Source organism: Streptococcus ovuberis, from assembly GCF_012396585.1.
Classification (GTDB): Bacteria; Bacillota; Bacilli; order Lactobacillales; family Streptococcaceae; genus Streptococcus; species Streptococcus ovuberis.
Window position 1 is genome coordinate 1 of the sequence record NZ_JAAXPR010000011.1, and the last position, 17,637, is coordinate 17,637.

At 45.4% G+C, this 17,637-nt stretch carries 17 protein-coding genes; 1 reads left to right on the forward strand and 16 read right to left on the reverse strand.

The window, feature by feature from the left end:
* Nucleotides 1–181 precede the first annotated feature (181 nt).
* The 8 genes from HF992_RS06810 to udp form a co-directional block, all read right to left on the reverse strand.
* Nucleotides 182–1,060, reverse strand: a complete 879-nt coding sequence (locus HF992_RS06810) for a D-alanyl-D-alanine carboxypeptidase family protein (RefSeq protein WP_246201259.1) — start codon at nucleotides 1,058–1,060, stop codon at nucleotides 182–184.
* Complete coding sequence (locus HF992_RS06815; RefSeq protein WP_168549307.1) at nucleotides 1,047–1,739, reverse strand: histidine phosphatase family protein; 693 nt, start codon at nucleotides 1,737–1,739, stop codon at nucleotides 1,047–1,049. The genes HF992_RS06810 and HF992_RS06815 overlap by 14 nt, the downstream gene beginning before the upstream one ends.
* Nucleotides 1,740–2,376: 637 nt before the next feature.
* Entirely contained in the window at nucleotides 2,377–3,714 is a 1,338-nt protein-coding gene (locus HF992_RS06820; RefSeq protein ID WP_168549308.1) for a PFL family protein, read from the reverse strand.
* A gap of 12 nt (nucleotides 3,715–3,726) precedes the next feature.
* A complete protein-coding gene (locus HF992_RS06825; RefSeq protein WP_168549309.1) occupies nucleotides 3,727–3,993 on the reverse strand; it encodes an ACT domain-containing protein in 267 nt (88 codons plus the stop codon).
* Between the two features lie 276 nt (nucleotides 3,994–4,269).
* The gene (locus HF992_RS06830) at nucleotides 4,270–5,481 is read right to left on the reverse strand and encodes a phosphopentomutase (protein WP_168549310.1); all 1,212 of its coding nucleotides are present in this window, start codon (nucleotides 5,479–5,481) and stop codon (nucleotides 4,270–4,272) included.
* A 172-nt stretch (nucleotides 5,482–5,653) separates the two neighbouring features.
* A complete protein-coding gene (gene deoC / locus HF992_RS06835) occupies nucleotides 5,654–6,325 on the reverse strand; it encodes a deoxyribose-phosphate aldolase (RefSeq protein ID WP_168549373.1) in 672 nt (223 codons plus the stop codon).
* A gap of 23 nt (nucleotides 6,326–6,348) precedes the next feature.
* Entirely contained in the window at nucleotides 6,349–7,551 is a 1,203-nt protein-coding gene (locus HF992_RS06840) for a NupC/NupG family nucleoside CNT transporter (protein WP_168549311.1), read from the reverse strand.
* A gap of 21 nt (nucleotides 7,552–7,572) precedes the next feature.
* On the reverse strand, nucleotides 7,573–8,352 hold the full coding sequence (udp, locus tag HF992_RS06845) for a uridine phosphorylase (protein WP_168549312.1): 780 nt from the start codon (nucleotides 8,350–8,352) through the stop codon (nucleotides 7,573–7,575).
* Between the two features lie 151 nt (nucleotides 8,353–8,503).
* Here udp and HF992_RS06850 point away from each other — a divergent pair, with 151 nt between their 5' ends.
* Complete coding sequence (locus HF992_RS06850; RefSeq protein ID WP_168549313.1) at nucleotides 8,504–9,256, forward strand: GntR family transcriptional regulator; 753 nt, start codon at nucleotides 8,504–8,506, stop codon at nucleotides 9,254–9,256.
* A gap of 186 nt (nucleotides 9,257–9,442) precedes the next feature.
* On the opposite strand, the gene fni is transcribed toward HF992_RS06850, so the two are convergent.
* The 8 genes from fni to HF992_RS06890 all read right to left on the reverse strand — a co-directional run bounded on the left by fni (nucleotide 9,443) and on the right by HF992_RS06890 (nucleotide 17,586).
* Nucleotides 9,443–10,528 carry a type 2 isopentenyl-diphosphate Delta-isomerase gene (gene fni, locus HF992_RS06855; protein ID WP_168549314.1) on the reverse strand — a complete coding sequence of 362 codons (1,086 nt, stop codon included), beginning with the start codon at nucleotides 10,526–10,528 and terminating at the stop codon, nucleotides 9,443–9,445.
* Nucleotides 10,529–10,545: 17 nt separating this feature from the next.
* A complete protein-coding gene (locus HF992_RS06860; RefSeq protein WP_168549315.1) occupies nucleotides 10,546–11,622 on the reverse strand; it encodes a phosphomevalonate kinase in 1,077 nt (358 codons plus the stop codon).
* Entirely contained in the window at nucleotides 11,615–12,640 is a 1,026-nt protein-coding gene (gene mvaD, locus HF992_RS06865; protein ID WP_168549316.1) for a diphosphomevalonate decarboxylase, read from the reverse strand. The genes HF992_RS06860 and mvaD overlap by 8 nt, the downstream gene beginning before the upstream one ends.
* Nucleotides 12,637–13,608, reverse strand: coding sequence for a mevalonate kinase (mvk, locus tag HF992_RS06870; RefSeq protein ID WP_168549317.1), 972 nt, complete (start codon nucleotides 13,606–13,608; stop codon nucleotides 12,637–12,639). The genes mvaD and mvk overlap by 4 nt, the downstream gene beginning before the upstream one ends.
* A 385-nt stretch (nucleotides 13,609–13,993) precedes the next feature.
* The gene (locus HF992_RS06875) at nucleotides 13,994–14,314 is read right to left on the reverse strand and encodes an AzlD domain-containing protein (RefSeq protein ID WP_168549318.1); all 321 of its coding nucleotides are present in this window, start codon (nucleotides 14,312–14,314) and stop codon (nucleotides 13,994–13,996) included.
* Nucleotides 14,304–14,999 carry an AzlC family ABC transporter permease gene (locus tag HF992_RS06880; protein WP_168549319.1) on the reverse strand — a complete coding sequence of 232 codons (696 nt, stop codon included), beginning with the start codon at nucleotides 14,997–14,999 and terminating at the stop codon, nucleotides 14,304–14,306. Before HF992_RS06880 ends, HF992_RS06875 begins: the two co-directional genes overlap by 11 nt.
* 812 nt (nucleotides 15,000–15,811) lie before the next feature.
* Nucleotides 15,812–16,828, reverse strand: a complete 1,017-nt coding sequence (gene tsaD / locus HF992_RS06885) for a tRNA (adenosine(37)-N6)-threonylcarbamoyltransferase complex transferase subunit TsaD (protein ID WP_168549320.1) — start codon at nucleotides 16,826–16,828, stop codon at nucleotides 15,812–15,814.
* Nucleotides 16,829–17,016: 188 nt separating this feature from the next.
* Nucleotides 17,017–17,586, reverse strand: a complete 570-nt coding sequence (locus HF992_RS06890; RefSeq protein WP_168549321.1) for a TetR/AcrR family transcriptional regulator — start codon at nucleotides 17,584–17,586, stop codon at nucleotides 17,017–17,019.
* Nucleotides 17,587–17,637: the final 51 nt, after the last annotated feature.

The window sequence follows — 17,637 nt, forward strand, 5'->3', positions numbered from 1 at the left end:
GGTTTCGGAACTTTGAAAACTTCAAAACTCGCATTTTCATTGCGATAAACATAAAACAAGAGAAGACAAAGCTTGTCCTCTCTCGATGTTAGATTGGTCAACCCACTACAGTTGACAATGAGGCGAAAAAATCGCCTGAACACCTGTTGCAGACGATTCTAACGGATCTTTAAAGAGATTCTTAATCCGTGCGATTTTTAAGTTGGACCAGATAGGTTTCAAGCGGAACATCATAATCGGTCATGTAGCGAGCGGATTCAACACCGACATAACGGAAATGCCAGTCTTCAGCAGGAACCCCTGTTTGGGGTTGATAGCTCTGCTTGTAACGCAAGACAAAACCATAATCGGGCGCAATGGTTGCCAACTGACTTGCCACCCCAGGGTCCATGAGATTGAGATAATCTACTGTTGACAGATCAATCGCCAACCCTGTCATATGCTCGCTAGTCCCTGGCGCTTGGAAGTAGGTCTGCACAAAAGACTCTGCCGCCTCACGACCAATCTGGCGGGCCTCCATTTCTTCGGCTAGGAAAGTCTCGTAAAGCGAAGACTGTTCCTCTACACTACGGTAGCCGGTAATCAAGTGGGCATTAGGATCAATGGCTTGAGCTGCAGCTAAAAAATTAGCTGTTGCCTCTGCAATGCGACTATCCACCATAAAACCGGATACTTCTGATAGCTCTGGCGATAGTTCTTCCTTGACATTTTTAGGACCGACCAAGATCAATTCCCAAGCATCAGGGTCAACCTTAGGTAAGTCTTGACTGGAATTCAAGACCTTGAGCACCTTGGGACCAGCTGTCGCTTCCGCGATTGGTTTTTCGCCCCTAGTCTGTTTGGGATTAAACAGTTCTTGAAAGAAGATCAAGCCAACCAGCACCATTAAGGCTAGAATAAGACCCGCAAAAATCATAAAGAGACTAACAGGCTTATCATCGGTTTCCTCTTCTTGAGGAGGGATGTCCTCCCCCTCTTGGGGTTCTTTTTCTTGGTCCTCAAACTCTAGAGGTGGGAACTGGTCTAAGATTTCTTCTGATTGTTTTTCACTGCCCGCCATCTAGCACCTCTGCTCCACGAAGACGATAGGACATATCTCCTACGATCTCCACTGTAAACTGGCCGTTTTCATAACTGAGTACAGTCACACTGCCATTGTCCAAATTTTGCTTGGGAATCTCTGGCGCCAAGAGATAGACCAAAGTGCTAATTGTCATGCCATGAGAAACGACAATAGCCTTGCCGCCACCTTGGGCTTCTATTTTTTTGGCGATGTCGGTAAAGCCAGACAGGATACGCTCCTTAATAACTTCCCAAGGCTGTGCCCATCCAGCAGTATCTGCTTCGAAAATACCAGCCGCCATCTCTTCGTAAGTCAGTTTACGAAACTCAATGTCTGTTCCGTAGATACGGGGCAGCACCCCAAAAAAGAGCTCCGCATCGTAACCCCCGTCAAGGCTGCCAAAGCACCATTCTCGAATCCGCTTGTCCCGCGTGTAAGGAATATCTGTCTGCCCTAACTCATCTAGGATAATTTCCATGGTCTGCAAGGTCCTGCCCGAGTCGCTAGAAAACGCCTCCTTGAAAGTCAAGTCAAAAGACTTTAACCCAACAGCAAGTTCTTTAATACCACGTTCCCCAGCAGCGGTCAATGGCGTATCACTCCAGCCCTGAGCTCGACCAATTGTGTTAAACATGGTCTTGCCGTGGCGGGCGATATAAAGGGTTGTTTTCACCATAATCTTCTCCATTCATCACATTTCTGTTTCCTATTATACCATGAGGTGCAAGGAGGTGCAAAAAAAGGCCTGCCAAAAACAAGCCTCTTAGTAAAACGATCTCGTCTTTCTGTCGCCACAAGAAAAGACCAGGGACAAACATCCCTTTTTCTAAAGAGACATTCCTTAAGGAGCTAAAGAACTGATGGATCCGCCAAAACTGCCAATTGTCAGCTTGAGAGTGATCGGATTCACAGCAAGCATACCGATCAAATGACCAGAAATCCTAATGCTGAGTCCCCATTTTTGAGCCCTGTCAGACGACCTGACCAAGAAAACAAGTCCTTTTATTGGTAAACACTGTCTCTGTCTTTAGAATAACCTTTTTAAATGACTTTTCGAAAGAGATTACTCTCTATAATCTCTTTTTGGCTAGTCAAATGCCAAAAATGGCATTCTGGACAACGATACGCACCTTGTAACAATGATGTACCTCCTGACTTAATAGAGTTTTTATGGGTAGCTAAAAATAACTCCGCCGCTATCCTATCTTTAACGATCGCTTTTTGGCTGGAACAGTTTACACGCCTTTGTTTTCTTTATCGTTTCTTAAAAGTTGTCCGTGACACAGCTTATCCCCATCTAGAGATGCTCTCCGTTAATTCTTAAAGCTATGGATCGGTGCTGGAATTTGTCCGCCGCGGTTGATAAAATCAGCCGATGATGCGCTATTTACTCGCATCACTGGAGCAGTCCCCAAAAGACCACCAAACTCAATCCGATCCCCTTCTTGACCTTTAGGAATAATGCGAACCGCTGTCGTCTTCTGGTTGATGACTCCAATGGCCGCTTCGTCAGCAATCATGGCCGCAATGGTTTCAGAAGGCGTGTCCTCTGGAATCGCAATCATATCCAGACCTACTGAGCAAATTGCTGTCATGGCTTCTAATTTTTCCAGATTAAGGGAACCAGACTCAACCGCCGCAATCATCCCTTCATCTTCTGACACGGGAATGAAAGCACCTGATAAGCCCCCCACTTGGTTGCAAGCCATGACACCGCCTTTTTTGACCGCATCATTTAAAAGGGCTAAAGCTGCTGTTGTCCCATGTGTGCCGACCGTTTCCAATCCCATTTCTTCCAAGACACGCGCCACCGAGTCGCCAACAGCAGGTGTTGGTGCAAGAGATAAATCAACAATCCCGAATTTGACACCAAGACGCTCACTCGCCATTTGACCGACTAATTGACCAATGCGAGTAATCTTAAAGGCGGTTTTTTTAACTGTTTCAGCGACCACATCAAAACTTTCACCACGGACTTTTTCCAAAGCACGCTTGACTACGCCAGGTCCTGACACACCGACATTGATGACCACATCAGCTTCTCCAACACCATGAAAGGCACCTGCCATAAAAGGATTGTCCTCAACCGCATTGGCAAAAACAACTAACTTAGCCGCTCCCATGTCAGAAGCCTGAGCGGTTTCCTTGATGATACGTCCCATGTCACGCACCGCTGTCATATTGATGCCAGACTTGGTGGAGCCAATATTGACCGACGCACAAACCTTTTCTGTCTGGGCCAAGGCTTGGGGAATGGAATTGATGAGAATCTCATCTCCTTTTTGATAACCCTTTTGCACCAGAGCTGAAAAGCCACCGATAAAATCCACACCGATGGTCTTGGCTGCGCGATCCAAAGCGTGAGCTAACGGCAGATAGTCCGTCGCATCTGTTGCCGCCCCAATCAGGGCAATGGGAGTCACTGAGACACGTTTATTCACAATAGGAATTCCTAATTCAGCTGCAATCTCATCCCCAACAGCTACGAGATTAGCCGCCTTGGTCGTGATTTTCTGATAAATCTTATCAGCAGCCCGATCAATATCCGGATCAATACAGTCTAAAAGAGAAATTCCCATCGTAATGGTCCTGATATCAAAGTGCTGCTCTTCAATCATGGCAATGGTTTCTGTGACCTGTCTAATGTCCATCTCAGTTCTCCTTTACACGTTATGCATGGCATCAAAAATCGCCGCACTCTGGATATTGATTTTGACATTGAGCTCCTGGCCGAAGGTCTCCAAATCCTGACGAATCTTTGTAAAATCAACCGTCTCATCGCCAGAAACGACCGCCATCATTGTAAAATAGCCGTCCAAAACCGTCTGGGAAATATCATCAATGTTAAAGCCTAAGCCAGCTAACTTGGCAGCCACTCCTGCCACGATTCCTGTGTTATCCTTACCAACTACCGTTACAATTGCCTTCATGTTACACCTCATGCTTTCTATCCTGAACCCATAGGGGCAGAGTTTCTCTTATTTTAAAAGAAAACCAAGGTTTTGGCAAGCAAAACCTTGGAAATGCATATAAAATCAATCTTTTCTCACTCAGACACTGGCGAATCTTTCCTTTATCGCCTGCCATACTCACTGACATCAATGCCACGCGCCTGGGCCCAGTGCTGGTATGACCAGATCTGTCTGCTGTAGATTAACAATCGTCTTTGCTCCTGAGATGGTCATAGTGCTTTAGAAGGCGTGCTTTTACACCAATTTATCCAAGAAGCTTTCGCCAATCATGGCTGTGTCAACGCCGAAGTTTTCAGCAACTGTCGCTGAAATATCTGCAAAGTGTCCTTGTGGAATGACCCCACTCCCTTTCAAGGATTTTCCATAGATGAGCAGTGGAATATATTCGCGGGTATGATCCGTTCCAGCGTAGGTTGGGTCATTGCCGTGGTCAGCCGTAATCATGAGGAGATCATGCTCGCGCATGGCTGCTATGATGTCTGGCAATTGACTATCAAATTCATGCAGGCAATCACGATACCCATGGGCATTGCGACGGTGTCCGTAAAGGGCATCAAAGTCAACTAAGTTAGTAAAGGAGAAACCCCTCTCAAATTCAGGCAAGCCCATAGTCTTAATCAAGGTCTCAACCCCATGAGCATTGGACTTGTTGTGTCCCATGTCATGATTAACACCAGAGCCATTGAAAATATCATTGATTTTACCGACAGAGTAAACATCAATGCCGGCTTGGTCTAACTTGTTCATGACCGTGTCTTGGAAAGGCGATACGGCATAGTCATGGCGGTTAGCGGTACGGGTAAAGTTACCCGGCGTTCCCACATAAGGACGGGCAATGATACGACCGAGAAGCGCTGGACGCTCCAAGGTAATCGAACGGGCATATTCACAAATACGGTAGAGTTCCTCAAGCGGAATGACATCTTCATGCGCTGCAATTTGCAGCACTGGGTCAGCTGAGGTGTAGATAATCAGCTCACCTGTCTCCATCTGACGCGGACCAAAGTCATCGATAACTGCTGTACCTGAATAAGGCTTGTTAGCTTCACGAATAACCTTGCGACCTGAAAACTCTTCAACCTTGGTTAAGATTTCCTCAGGGAAGCCATTCCAGAAGGTATCAAACGGCTCGGTAATGTTGAGCCCCATGATTTCCCAGTGACCTGTCATGGTGTCCTTGCCGAGGGAGACTTCTTCTAACTTGGTGACATACCCTGTTGGGTGACTCTCAGCAGGCACTGTTTTAAGAGCTTGCGGACGAGGGATATTTCCCAGACCAATCTTAGCCATATTGGGCACTTCAAGCCCAACGGTCTTAGAAATGTGACCGAGGGTATCTGAAGCCCCATCTGGCACACCAGCGTTGACGAAATCGTTGGCATCTGGTGCAGCACCAATGCCTACAGAGTCTAAAACAACTAAATGAATACGATCAAATTGTGACATCGTTTCTCCTTTCACGGATGAAAAGAAGCCGAAATATGGTAGACAGCTTCTTCTCATTCTTCTATTTTTAAAAAATCAAACTTCTACCTGACCACGACTGCAGCACATCTTTCCAAAGTCTTGGTCAAAAATGAATGAAACCATCTTGGCATCACTATCCGACAATAGAGCCTTAATAAGAGCCTTCTTCCACCTTTTGATGTTTAACGATTTTTATAATACGACTGGTTCCTAAGCGTGATGCGCCTAGCGAGATGAATTTTTCGGCATCCTCTAAAGAAGAAATCCCACCAGCTGCTTTAATCTGAACATCTTTACCAACATGTTCTGCCATTAGAGCAACGTCTTCAAAGGTTGCACCAGCTGTTGAAAAACCTGTAGATGTTTTAATAAAATCTGCGCCAGAACGCGTCACCACACCACAAAGTTCAATCAATTCCTCTTTGGTTAATTGACAGGTTTCGACAATGACCTTCAAAATATGACTGCCACAGGCCGCCTTAATCTGCCGAATTTCGTCTTCAATGGCCGCATAATCTCCGTTTTTGACATCAGTCAAGTTAATAACCATGTCAATTTCATCAGCACCGTTTTTGATAGCATCTTGGCATTCAAATACCTTGGTTGCTGTCGTACTGTAACCGTTAGGAAATCCAATAACAGTGCAAATCGCTAGTTTCCCTGAAACATAGTCCGCTGCCTTCTTAACATAAGAAGCAGGAATACAAGCAGATGCCGTATGGTAAGCCATAGCATCATCCAAAATGAGCTTTATGTCTTCCCACGACGCTGTTGTCGTTAATAATGTATGGTCTACTTTACTTAATATCTCTTTAATTTCCATCATATCATCTCCTTATTTTTAACTTAAAATAGTGTCACAATGCCCACGATAAAGGCGCTCAATAAACTGACGGCAATCCCCCCAATCATCGAACGAAAGACCAATCGTGCTAAAGTGCCACGTTTTTCTGGGCAGAGCACTGCAATCCCAGAAACACAGATCCCCAAACTAGATAGGTTGGCAAAGCCACATAATGAAATCGTTGCGACTAAAGCTGTACGGTGGTCTAACGACCGAATTAGCTTTCCCAACTGTTGAAAAGATACAAATTCATTTAAAATGAGTTTGCTACCAAGCAGATTCCCTTCCAAGAGAATGTTTTGACGATCAAATCCCATCAAGAAGCCGAACGGCGCAAAAATATAGGAAAAGATTTGTTCTAAACGAATCCCAAAAGCACTTAGCAACAAATTTATGAGAGAAACCAAGCCAACAAAAGCGATTAAACTGGCTCCGATTGAAAAGGCCATTTGAGCACCTGTACTGGCTCCTTCAGCAATGGCATCGATAACATTAGCGTTATTGCCTTTATTATCCATTTTAATGTCGTCAATTTTTTGAACAGGTTCGGTTTGAGGAAGGAGAACTTTAGCGATTAATATACTGCCAATCGGTACCATCGTTGAAGCAATGAGCAGATATTCCATTGGGATGCCTAGGGCAATGTAGCCACCAAGAATAGACACAGACATACTGCCCATTCCCGATACCAGAACCACCATGACCTCACTATCAGTCATTCTTGCAAGGTATTTGCTGACCAAAATCGGGCTATCTGTTTGGCCAAGAAACATATTGGCTACCGCAACAAAGCTTTCAACCTCGGAAGATTTCATTATCTTTCCGACTCCTTTACCAATCCACTTGACGATAAAACCAAGAACACCTAGATAGTAAAGTAAGCTGACAAGGGCCGATAGGAAAACGATGTTCCCAAGAGTTTGTATCGCAAAGATAAAACCTGTTTTTGCGCCACTGTCTGCCAGCGAGCCAAACACAAAATCCAGACCTGCCTGGCCACAATTAATGACCTTGGTAACTCCTTCTGACACCAGTTTAACAAACTGTTGACCAAGTGGAATCCGGACCAAGACGATGGCAATCATGAATTGTACCAATAATGCCTTTCCAATCAAACCAAGTGAAATGTGACGTCGGTTAAAGGAAATAGCATATACGATACCTAAAACCAATAAAATACCTAGAATGCCATAAACAAATTGCATGTTCTCCTCCCTTGTCTAGTTTTATTTGCGTTTGTCTTCCTCAATGAGTATGCGAAGTGCTTCTACCGCAACTTGGATAGCAGCCTCTGTGTCATGAACCATTGGATTATCCATACCTAAAGCATTTCTTTCTTGGTTTCCGACAACAAGGAAGTCTGACCCACAGCGAACTCCCAAATGACTAGCTGCCACAAATAGGGCTGCTGATTCCATTTCTGATGCCTTTGTTCCCAGACGCTTCCAAGCTTCCCATTTATTGAGCAATTCATAACTAACGGGCATCCGTTCAGGCTCATGTTGACCGTAAAAGGCATCTTTACATTGGACAACACCAGCATGTGTTGTATAACCTAGCTTTTTAGAGGCACTGACCAAGGCATTGGTTACTTCTAAATCAGCAACAGCTGGAAATTCTATGGGCGCGTACTCTTTACTAGTTCCTTCCATCCGAATAGCACCTGTTGCAATAACAATGTCTCCGCCTTTAACGTCAAGATCAATCCCACCACAGGTTCCAACACGGATAAACGTATCTGCACCGCACAATCTTAACTCTTCCAAGGCAATAGAAGCTGAAGAGCCGCCGATACCTGTTGATGTGACGCTTACTTTTTCGCCATTTAAGGTCCCTGTATAGGTCACATACTCGCGACTATCTGCTATTAATTCAGCATTATCAAAATGCTCTGCAATCTTAGCGCAGCGCTTCGGATCTCCTGGCATGAGCACATAGCGTCCCACGTCACCAGGGCGAATCTGTAAGTGATACTGTAACCCAACTTCACCAGAATAATTTTGCATGTTTAAGACCTCCTGTTTGTCTTGTTTATTTTTGTTATACTTGTATAATAACATACAAGTTGTATTTTGTAAACGCTTTTTATATTTTTTTATTGATTTTCTGTCATTATTTCATTAAAATAACCTATAACTAGACCTTTAGGAGGCTGATATGCCTAACAATGAATTAGATAGCAAGTTAAAAAAATTAAAACATGTCCAAGTCTACAATCAGATTTTTAAACTGATTCAGGACGGTATATACACCCCCGGTATGCAGTTGCCTTCTGAACCTGAATTGGCAGAGCAGTTGAATGTCAGTCGTGCCACCCTCAGAAAGTCGCTGGCTCTCTTACAGGAAGACCATTTGGTTAAAAATGTGCGAGGCAAGGGCAATTTTATCAGAGACTTCTCAGACTCCGATAGCAAGCTGGGCTTAGAATATTTGCAACATCCTATAAAGGCTTGTATGTCTCTTGACATCCTTGAGACAGAATTAGAGTTTCGTCTGGAAGTTCCTTCTGTAGCTGTTGCCTCGTCCTTAAAACATGAGACACCCGTCGTGGTCATTGCTGATCGCTGGTACCATACAGAAAATGGACCGTCTGCTTACTCCTTGTCTTTTGTCCCTATTGAAATCATTTCTGACTTAGAGATGACCTTGCACGACACTGGCGAGTTGAAACATCTTCTTGAACACCGTCTTTATCAATCTGATATTGCTAACCATTCTCAAAATGACTTTGTTTACACACAGTCAGGAAATTTCAGTGCAACCAAGTACACCCTCTCTAACCACGATCGCTTCATTCTCATACAGGAAAATGTTTATAATAAAGAAAAATTAATTGTCTCAAGCAAGCATTATATTCCTATTGAGTACTTTGAATTCTCGATTACATCTCGACGCTCCAATCATCAGTAATACTGGACACCTGCCAAAACAACCAAAAACACCCCTCTAATATTTAGGAACACAAGTCCTAAAAACTAGAGGGGTGTTTTAAGATAAACTGTCATCGTGATAGACAAATAGGACCAATATGAGACAGGGCAAAACCCAGTTGCCTAAGAGAGGCTAAAAATCGTTAATAGCCTAGAAATTAAGCATTTAGTCTTCTAACGCTTTGGCGCTTCGTCTCGCATAGGCCGTCACATCAATTCCACGGGCTTGGGCCCAGTGCTGAGCACTGGCTGGTAAGACCAGATCTGTCTGCTGTATATCAGCAATCCTTTTGGCGCCTAAGATGGTCATGATGTCGCGGACCTGCTCTTGTATGTTTCGGACGGTCTCAATGGCGGTGTCTAGACGATCTGGCTGGCGGACCCACTGAAGGGCTTGACCCGAAAGGCCTACTAAGTCTGCCCCGAGGGCCAGACATTTAACAACGTCGAGGGCATGATGCACACCGCCAGAGGCGATAATCTGCGGACGGCTCTTCGCTGGCAGACTCATTGCTTCTAGCAGGCTCTCTACAGTTGTTAGCCCCCAATCTTCTAGAAAATCATATTTAGCTGTCGTTCTGCGGGCATTTTCGATGCGGGCAAAATTGGTACCGCCACGACCAGAAACGTCAACTGTGCGAACGCCTCGTTGGTAGAGTTCTGCAATCGTCTCTCGGCTCATGCCAAAGCCGACTTCCTTGACGACAACCGGAACCGACAAGTGAGCTGCGATAGTTTCCACATTATCCAGCCAGCCTCGAAAGGCGCGATCGCCTTCTGGCATGATGATTTCCTGAGGGACATTGACATGGATTTGCAGGGCATTGGCTTCTAGCAAATCGACGGCTCGCTTGGCGTTTTCAAGCCCATGGTGGGCACCGAGATTGGCAAAGACCAGCCCATCAGGGTTTTCCTGACGGATGACTTTAAAGGATGCTGCTGCCTCGGGGTCTTTCATGGCAATGCTGACAGAACCTGTCGCGAGAGCAAGACCTGTCTCGCGGGCAAGAATTGCCAGACGTTGATTAATCTTGATGGTTTGAAGACTGCCTCCTGTAATGGCATTGATAAAGAAAGGGGTTGAAAAATCAAGCCCTGCCACTTGGGTAGCAGCCGAAACGTCAGCCACATCTAACTCTGCAAAAGCTTGGTGGACAAAGCGAACAGCTTCGAGATCAGGTCCAGATGAGGCTTGGTATTGTTGGTTAGCAAGGCCAACATGCTGGTCCTTCCGATTGACTTGTTGGGTCATAGATTTCCTTCTCTTTCTTAGGCAAATGGTGGGGCAAACAAGAGGTCTAGGGGAAGAATTCCCGCTGCCACCCAGCTATCTTGAATCTGAGCAGCTTTAAAAGGTTCTTTCAAAAGGGCGATGCCACAGTCGCCACCCCCTGCTCCTGATGTTTTAGCAGCAGCTCCATGCTCTTCTGCTAAATCAATCAAAGTCTTTAAGGCTGGGGTTTCTAAGTGTAAGCCTACTTGTTCAGCATAACTGCGAAGCAAGAAGCGATTGTGTCGGATTTCTTGGCAAATTGCTGAAGAGTTCTGCTCCTGAAAAGCCTGCACCATACGTTCTAGGCAGGCTTGACTAGCAGTGACAAAGTCTTGACGAATTTGTTTCTTGTGAAACGTATTTCTCGCTACTTCATCTAGTAATCCCTCTGTGGAAGCAACGCTTCTGGTCCAACCGACCAAAAATTGCAGATTTTCTGGGAAGAGCAAACGCTCTATCACTAGGTTTGGCCAGTCTAGAGCAACTAAATCCGCTACTGTCTGCTCTGCTATTTTTGGCAAAAGCCAGGCTGGCAAGGGCCTCTGATAGGCGATAAGACCGCCAAAACTAGAGGCAGCCAGATCGCCAAAAGAGCCCGACAATCCTAGCTTAGTCTGAGCCAGTACTGACAGTTTATAAAGCACTAACGGTGACAAAGACTGTCCATAAAAGAGGCTAATAGCCTTGATCACAGCTACTGTGACCGCTCCGCTAGAACCTAGCCCATACTTTTGCCCGCTTCCTGAATCATCCAGCTCACTGGTGATCGCTAACCGGTAATAGGTACTAGGGAACTCCCCCAAATCCCTCAGATACTCTTCCGTGACTTGCATGGCTACCTGAACGAGACTATAGGGATGCTCTTGATCAAAGACAATGTTATGGTCCTTGCGATACCAGGATAGGTTCAAATCGGCCTGTTGATCCGAGTGAAGCTGGCCAGTCTGTGTCGCTTCAACAGTTACCTGCAAGTATTGGTTAACTGCTGCAATGATTGCCAAACCGCCATCAACCACAGCATATTCCCCTGCCAGATAGAGTTTCCCTGGAATCTTTACTTGTATCTTACTCATCTGAAGCCTCAAATACCGCAACTGTCTCCAGCCAAGCTTCCTCTGTCAAAGCATAGGCTGCTGGTCCTGGACGACTAGTGATGATCTTTTCTTTAGGAAACTGTTTTGCCAGTGCCTCAACCAAACTTGTCATATCACTAGCCCTACAAAGGACCTTGACATTCGGTCCTGCATCCATGGTCATATAAGCAGGGAGACCAAGCTCCTCACGAACATGACGAACCAAGCCTTGAACACGGATTGACTCTGGTTCAAAGTAAGTAAAAGGCGGATCAGCAGAAAGGGTCGTCGCATGCATCTTCATGCCATTATGTTCTGTAATTTGCCCTACTTTAACCAGGTCTTTATGCTTTATGGCCTCCTTAATAGCCTCTAAATCCGTCTTAGCAGACGAGATCCAAGCAGGGTAAAAAGGAGACGTCGCAACGGTATGGTCCATCCCAACACGGCTAGAAATTGACTTTCTTTCAGTATTAATGGCCAGAACAATCATACCGATATCCCAGTCTGCTGGATCAATAGGAACTGCGTAAGAATCCTTCGAACCTGTCCCCATCTGCCATTCCACAAAGCCCCCGAACAAGGAGCGGGTGCTTGACCCTGAACCTCGTCTGGCGAAGGTCGACAAGGTTTGACGGTCCCAATCCAGCGACAAAGCTTCTGATACAGCTAAAGAAAGGGCTGCAAAGGCTGACGCCGATGAGGCCAAACCTGCTGCAGTCGGGACAAAATTGTAAGAGGTGACCTTAGCATTTCTATTCTCCCCTGTCTCTTGACGAAAAAGGTCCAAAAAACGGCTGATTTTAGAGGTTTCCTCCGGTGATTGCGCCTGACCATTCAAGAAAAAGTAATCCTCCGTCAAATGGGCATCAAAGACCACTTCGGTATCCGTGTAAAAAGCATCTAAAGTAAGCGACAAGGAACTATTCATGGGCAAAAAGAGGGCCTTGTCCCTCTTTCCCCAGTATTTAATCAAAGCTATGTTAGTATGGGCACGTGCCCGGCCGACTCTTATCATTTGTCCTCTCCTTCAAGGCCTAAATACTGAATCCAGATGCCTTTGGCACCAGCTGTTTCAAGAGCTTGCATTAATTTTTCTGCTTGCTGACGATCGGCTACCAAGGCTATCATGCAGCCGCCTCGACCCCCTCCGGTCAATTTAGCACCCAAGGCACCGGCCTGTCTAGCCACAGTTATTAAGTGGTCTAACTGTGGATCAGACACCCCAAGATCTACAAGATAGGTCTGGGCTCGATTCATCAATTGTCCCAGGCTGGTCACATTCTTATCAGCTAAGGCCTGCTGGCTTTCAATGACCAGCTGACCAAGAGCTTCAATATGACCTTGGGGGCTAAAAGATAAACTGGCTGACCCTTGGTTTTCGACCTCAATCCAGTCGGCTACATGCTGGACTGCTTCAAGAGTGTGCCCAATACGCCCCGTGTCTGCGACCACCAGGTAAGCCGGAAAATCCAGAGACAAAACCTCAAAAGGCTGGTCTTTGACATAGTAAACAGGCTTTTCGCGACTAATAGTCGTCACGTCTACCCCTGAAGGATTACCATGTGCAATTCGCTCAGATGACTGAGCAATCTCCCAAAGTTCCTGATCCGTCAATTCTTTCTCGTAGAAAGCAAATAAGGCCCTCGCCACGGATACTGCGACTGCCGCACTTGACCCCATCCCCCGCTCAGCAGGAATCGTTGACGTAATTTCCACATGAATCGGAGGATTTTGTGATACCCCTAGACGGTAAAGGGAAAAACGGATGGCATGTTTGAGGCTCTCATAAACCTTGGGTATCTCGTGAACCAAGCCATCGTAGAGAGCACAGTTGACAGACAGGTCACCACACGTCTCCGTCACAGTCGTCTGGACTTCAACCCCAGCAAAAGGAAGAGCAATAGCAGGTTTTCCATAAACGACCGCATGTTCTCCCATTAAGATAATCTTACCGCTTGCACGCCCTTGTGCTGTCTTTGTCATGTCTCCTTTGTCTCCTTACTTGGAGACTCTCCTCTTTATAAAATCATCTTATTATACCACGTTTTAGCATCATCGGCTCAGTTAGGCCTCAAAGCTAAAAAACTTCAACACTTTGGCCCGATTGATAAAGGTATTAAGACTCATTGGTCTGTCTTCCTCATTAGTCATCATAGCACCCAAAAGGATTGGTGCCCCCTTCTTCTGACAAAAGAACGCTCTTGCCCCCATACAGTAACGACCAATCCTTGATGAAAAATTCCTTATTGCCTGGTAAAATTAACCGTCAGATAAAGGTTGTATAGCAGATAAGTCACCGCAAAAACTTAACAATCGTTCCAAAAATAACATTGAAAACCAAGAAAGACTGAGAAAAGTAGTAGGCCCACTAGATCAACCTCAAAAGAGCTATCAAAACAATACCCGCCCCTACGGTGAGTAAAAGGTTTCTGTAACGGAAAGCCACCCAGAGCAGCAAAACACTCACTAAGGCTTCCTGCCAGAGCAATTGTGGCAACTGCCCGCTGTCATAAGTAAATACATTTGAAAACGTTAAGGCAAAAATAATAGATAGCGGTAAATATTTTAAAAACCGTAGGACCCTATCAGATAATTTGACTTTTTTTAAGAGGGCAAACGGAAGCACTCTCGGCACAAAAGTGACCAGGGCAGAAAGCAAAATTGCCCACACAACATCACTAGTTCTCATCCAGCCATACCCCCATCACACAACCTGCCAAAGTAGCAGACAAAACAGCTACTGACTTAGGTAAAAAACAAGCCAGAACAAAGAATACTGAAGCGACGGTCAAAAGGATTCCAGCTATTTTTTTCACAGGAACGCTGAGGGCAAGTCCCCTAAATTGTGCTGCGAAAATCCCTATAAACATCGCTATAAGGGCAAAGTCTAAACCTAAGGTATAGGGGCTAGGAATTCTCTCCCCCACCAGAGCTCCCATAACTGTTGCTATTGTCCAAGACAGGTAGCTCAACACATTATTCCCCAGCATCCAATCAGCAGATACAACCTGCTGCTGGAGACCTTCTGCCAATAAAACACCGTAAGTTTCATCCGTCAAAAGACCACCAATCACCAGGCTCTGTCCAGTTGAAACATTCGGAAAAAAAGTCGCTGTATGCAAGGCCATTAAAAAATTTCGTAAATTGATCAGGAATATTGTCAGAGCAATCGAAGAGAGGGGTTCACCTGTCACCAGCAAACCGACCAAGGCAAACTGACCTGCTCCTGCATAAATGAGTAAACTCATGAGGAGTACCTGCCAAACAGTTATCCCTGCTGCTGCCGCAATCACACCAAAGGCCATTCCAACGCCTAAATAACCCAGCCCAGTGGGCAAGGCAGACTGCATTCCTCGTTTAAATTCAGACGTCATAGTCACCTTTTCATTTCAAATAGATTATATCCTTATCATAGCATAAAACCTATCTTGTCACAAGGTAAGAGCCTACATTCTCCAAGACCTTTACCCGTATTTTCAGCAACTGTCTTGAAAAAATTGGTTTCGTCAAACAGTTACTCGTCCTATTGAAATTATATTATCCACCATTTCATCTAAAAAGCGAACCTTTGATTCTTTCTGAAAGATGAATTGTCTTCATTTGTTTGGTGCTAAATGACACTCAAAAATCAGTGAGTTGCTGGTCATCAAGTAACTCGTTTTTAAGTCATACAGCAACCCAAAAATCTTTGAAGAGTCCATTGTGTTCAGATTTTGAATTTCGATACCTATACCTATGCCCTACTGTATTTTCCCATACGACTGCAAGAGTTAAAAACCTAACCCCACATGGAGCTAGGCGGTTTTACATCTTATTCAACCAAAACTATGGACCCATAATTGGCCAACATCCACTTGCTTACGGGTCTTTAACAATCAGTCAGCTCAACCGCATCCTAAATAGAGATAGCTCACTACTTCTAGCTTGTCAGCCCACCCCTCGGTAAACCTTATCTGCTCCGTGCCCATAGCTGACCGAACCGTATTGACAACGGCTCCTTGACACTTGCGAGCTAACCTCTCCGCCAACAGTTTGTCCTGAAACTGTTGAAACGCACTAAAATAAGCACTGTGACAAGTTTGGTAAATGACTCCGCCTAATTGGGCTGTTAGGGGAACTCCTCTGATCAGCATCACCAGCTGAACTATCTAGAGTAAGCTTTCTTTCAGTGACTCAATCTTGAACGTTAACCTAATACCATGCTTTCAAACACCAGGCTCGGCTTGGCATTAAGCGACAAATCAGCAAAGTTCCCTTGTTCATACTCGACATCAGCAGCTAAAGCGATCATACCGGCATTATCACCGCAGAGACGCAACGGAGGGATGACCACTTCCACATCTGTTATGTCTGTCGCTAAGCGCTCGCGCAAACCTTGGTTGGCAGCGACCCCACCTGCCACAACCAGTTGCTTAACTGGGTATTGGCTCAGAGCTCTCTTGGTCTTACTGATGAGGACATCCAAAACCGACGCCTGAAAGGAAGCGCAGAGGTCTTCTAAGGCTAGTTTTTCTCCTTTTTGTTGCGCATTGTGGTTTAGATTGATAAAAGCCGACTTAAGCCCAGAAAACGAAAAGTCCAAGTGATTTTCTTTCATCATAGCTCTTGGGAAGTTGTAAACGTCCTGACCTTTGTGAGCCAATACATCAATTTCCTTACCAGCTGGATAGGTCAAGCCCATAACCCGACCAACCTTGTCGTAAGCCTCACCTACAGCATCATCACGGGTCTCCCCAATGATCCGGTAATCTCCTGCTTTTGGGACATAGACTAGCTCGGTATGACCACCTGACACCAACAGAGCCATAAGAGGGTAGGTCAACTCAGCTGTCTGGTTAGCTGCCATAAGATGGCCGGCCATGTGGTTAACAGGAATCAGGGGTAGGCCGTTTGCCCAAGCAAAGGCCTTGGCAGCCGCCATACCAACTAGCAGGGCACCCACCAGGCCAGGGCCATAGGTCACTGCCACAGCTGATAGGTCACTAGCCACAATCCCAGCCTCCACCAGTGCATCGTTAATACAGGTCGTGATCACCTCCACATGGTGACGGCTAGCTACTTCTGGCACCACGCCCCCAAAACGCTTATGACTATCGACTTGACTAGCGATGATGTTGGTCAATAGTTCCGTCTTATTCTTCAAAACAGCCACGCTGGTCTCATCACAGGAGGACTCAATGGCTAAGATATATCTGTTTGACATGTCTTTATCTTTCTAATCATTCTTGCTAATAGGAGCTTAAGGATACGGTTGTCAACCGTCACAGTTCCCTAAATTACTGTGCAACAGTCCGTAACTTTCCTGAAAGTTACTGGTTTTCAATTGAGCTCACACCTTCAACAGTCACTCCCCTGACTGTTGCTTGCCTTCTCTTTTTTAAGCACGCACCTTCAACAGTCACTCCCCTGACTGTTGAAGCCCCAAAAGGTATGCTGGTGGAGGATGTTTTGGGCTTTTTCCAGGTCATCTGCTGTGTGTAGGAGCCAATACTCGACAAAACTAGCAAAGGCCCCCGACAGGTAGTAAATATAGCTATGGTTGACACTTTCTTGGGCAAATAGCTGAGCTGATAGTAGATTCCCATCGATAAACATTTGCCGCAACTGATAAGAAAAGGTCAAGGGTGACACCTGCAACAAACGCCTAATTAACTCCCGCTTTTGATAAACTGCCTCTAAAATTTGGTTAGTAAAAAGGCGAGATTCCGCTTCACCAATCTCCTCTAAGTGTTCAACAACTGGTTGGCAACTATCTTCAATAGCAGCAATCACTTCCCCCACAATGGCCTTATACAGGTGATCCTTACTCTCATAGTGCTGATAAAAGGCATTCCTAGAACACCTCGCCTCACGGCAGATGGTCGTCACACTCAACTTGGCATAATCTTCATTCTCTAAGAGCCCCAAAAACGCAGTCCGTATATTTTCTTCTGTTCGCTCAAAACGTAAATCTGTCGTCATTTTCCCCCTTCAAGATGACAAATTTACCAAAACTGTCACCTAACTTACACT

What these genes read in the sequence shown, in the direction of transcription:
- HF992_RS06810 (WP_246201259.1), bottom strand. Translation starts at nt 1,060, where the DNA reads ATGGCGGGCAGTGAAAAACAATCAGAAGAAATCTTAGACCAGTTCCCA.
- HF992_RS06815 (WP_168549307.1), bottom strand. Translation starts at nt 1,739, where the DNA reads ATGGTGAAAACAACCCTTTATATCGCCCGCCACGGCAAGACCATGTTT.
- HF992_RS06820 (WP_168549308.1), bottom strand. Translation starts at nt 3,714, where the DNA reads ATGGACATTAGACAGGTCACAGAAACCATTGCCATGATTGAAGAGCAG.
- HF992_RS06825 (WP_168549309.1), bottom strand. Translation starts at nt 3,993, where the DNA reads ATGAAGGCAATTGTAACGGTAGTTGGTAAGGATAACACAGGAATCGTG.
- HF992_RS06830 (WP_168549310.1), bottom strand. Translation starts at nt 5,481, where the DNA reads ATGTCACAATTTGATCGTATTCATTTAGTTGTTTTAGACTCTGTAGGC.
- deoC (WP_168549373.1), bottom strand. Translation starts at nt 6,325, where the DNA reads ATGGAAATTAAAGAGATATTAAGTAAAGTAGACCATACATTATTAACG.
- HF992_RS06840 (WP_168549311.1), bottom strand. Translation starts at nt 7,551, where the DNA reads ATGCAATTTGTTTATGGCATTCTAGGTATTTTATTGGTTTTAGGTATC.
- udp (WP_168549312.1), bottom strand. Translation starts at nt 8,352, where the DNA reads ATGCAAAATTATTCTGGTGAAGTTGGGTTACAGTATCACTTACAGATT.
- HF992_RS06850 (WP_168549313.1), top strand. Translation starts at nt 8,504, where the DNA reads ATGCCTAACAATGAATTAGATAGCAAGTTAAAAAAATTAAAACATGTC.
- fni (WP_168549314.1), bottom strand. Translation starts at nt 10,528, where the DNA reads ATGACCCAACAAGTCAATCGGAAGGACCAGCATGTTGGCCTTGCTAAC.
- HF992_RS06860 (WP_168549315.1), bottom strand. Translation starts at nt 11,622, where the DNA reads ATGAGTAAGATACAAGTAAAGATTCCAGGGAAACTCTATCTGGCAGGG.
- mvaD (WP_168549316.1), bottom strand. Translation starts at nt 12,640, where the DNA reads ATGATAAGAGTCGGCCGGGCACGTGCCCATACTAACATAGCTTTGATT.
- mvk (WP_168549317.1), bottom strand. Translation starts at nt 13,608, where the DNA reads ATGACAAAGACAGCACAAGGGCGTGCAAGCGGTAAGATTATCTTAATG.
- HF992_RS06875 (WP_168549318.1), bottom strand. Translation starts at nt 14,314, where the DNA reads ATGAGAACTAGTGATGTTGTGTGGGCAATTTTGCTTTCTGCCCTGGTC.
- HF992_RS06880 (WP_168549319.1), bottom strand. Translation starts at nt 14,999, where the DNA reads ATGACGTCTGAATTTAAACGAGGAATGCAGTCTGCCTTGCCCACTGGG.
- tsaD (WP_168549320.1), bottom strand. Translation starts at nt 16,828, where the DNA reads ATGTCAAACAGATATATCTTAGCCATTGAGTCCTCCTGTGATGAGACC.
- HF992_RS06890 (WP_168549321.1), bottom strand. Translation starts at nt 17,586, where the DNA reads ATGACGACAGATTTACGTTTTGAGCGAACAGAAGAAAATATACGGACT.